The organism is Streptomyces sp. NPDC050619, from assembly GCF_040654815.1.
Classification (GTDB): Bacteria; Actinomycetota; Actinomycetes; order Streptomycetales; family Streptomycetaceae; genus Streptomyces.
In genome coordinates this window covers 1-1,014 of the sequence record NZ_JBFAIR010000203.1, presented here as the reverse complement: position 1 = coordinate 1,014, position 1,014 = coordinate 1, and the positions used below count along the sequence as shown (strand labels likewise).

General features: G+C 70.3%; 1 protein-coding gene and 2 pseudogenes. 2 read left to right on the top strand and 1 reads right to left on the bottom strand.

All coding sequences use genetic code 11. The annotated features are described in order from the left end of the window. Positions 1-199 (top strand): annotated as a pseudogene (locus AB0I77_RS54050) (glyoxalase); the annotation flags it as partial. A 73-nt stretch (positions 200-272) separates the two neighbouring features. Next, positions 273-671, top strand: coding sequence for a MarR family transcriptional regulator (locus tag AB0I77_RS54045; RefSeq protein WP_363290405.1), 399 nt, complete (start codon positions 273-275; stop codon positions 669-671). Positions 672-707: 36 nt separating this feature from the next. Here the strand turns inward: AB0I77_RS54045 and AB0I77_RS54040 are convergent. Continuing rightward, a pseudogene (locus tag AB0I77_RS54040) lies at positions 708-1,014 on the bottom strand (hypothetical protein); the annotation flags it as partial.

Here is a 1,014-nt window from a genome sequence, read left to right as displayed (position 1 = left end):
GAACGGGCACGCCAAGGGCATGACCGGGCCGGTCCCCTACTGGCACGTCACCGACCTCCGGGACCGGCTGGCCGCTCTGCTGGAAGCGGGTGCCGAGCTGCTGGAGGACGCGAAGGACGTCGGCGGTGGCAGGCTGATCGCCTCGGTGAAGGACGCCGACGGCAACCTCGTCGGGCTGCTCCAGGACCCGGCCGCCTGAGTCGCCCGAGGCAACTTGCACCCGCACTAGTTGCACACTCAACAATTGGCTGAATCGGTGTTACCGTGCGGGTATGGCAGTCAAGACGGCCGAGATCCGGCTCGAGGAGCGCTGGCGGGACATCCTGTCGGTGCACGCGCGCACGATGTGCGAGATCGACCGGGTGCTGCATCCGTACGGTCTGGGCGCGAGCGACTTCGAGGTGCTCGACATCCTGGCCTCCGAGTCGTCCCGGGAGGGCGACCAGTGCCGGGTGCAGAACCTGGTCGGACGGGTCCATCTCAGCCAGAGCGCCCTGTCCCGCCTGATCGGGCGGCTGGAGAAGGACGGTCTGGTGGAGCGGTCGGTCTGCGCCGAGGATCGGCGGGGCGTGTGGGTCGCCCTCACCCGCAAGGGCCGCGACCTGCACGCCGAGGTACTGCCCCTGCAGCGTGCGGTGCTGGAGCGCATGCTGGCCGGCACGGCGGGCTGAAGACCCGTTCGAGTGCGGTCCCTTCGGACCCGGTGACTACCCCTGAGCAGGCGGGAGTTTCGTCCGGCCTTCACCGGGGCGGCGGTCCACCGGGCGCCTGGGCGGGATCGGTGTCGAGGGGAAGTCACGCGGGCCCGTCCACAGGGCGGGTACGGCGTCGCTGCGGCGGCACAGATCGTAGGCGACGGCCTCGTAGTTGACCCGCCAGCCCTGGAACTGCGGCCACGCCTCCTTGATCGAACGCTCGGCGTGGAAGCCCGCCGCCTCCAGCATCTTCGCCGCCGCGTCGAACTCGACGAAGGTCAGCTGGATCGTGGCGTCCGGGGCCGGGTCCTCGTCGAAC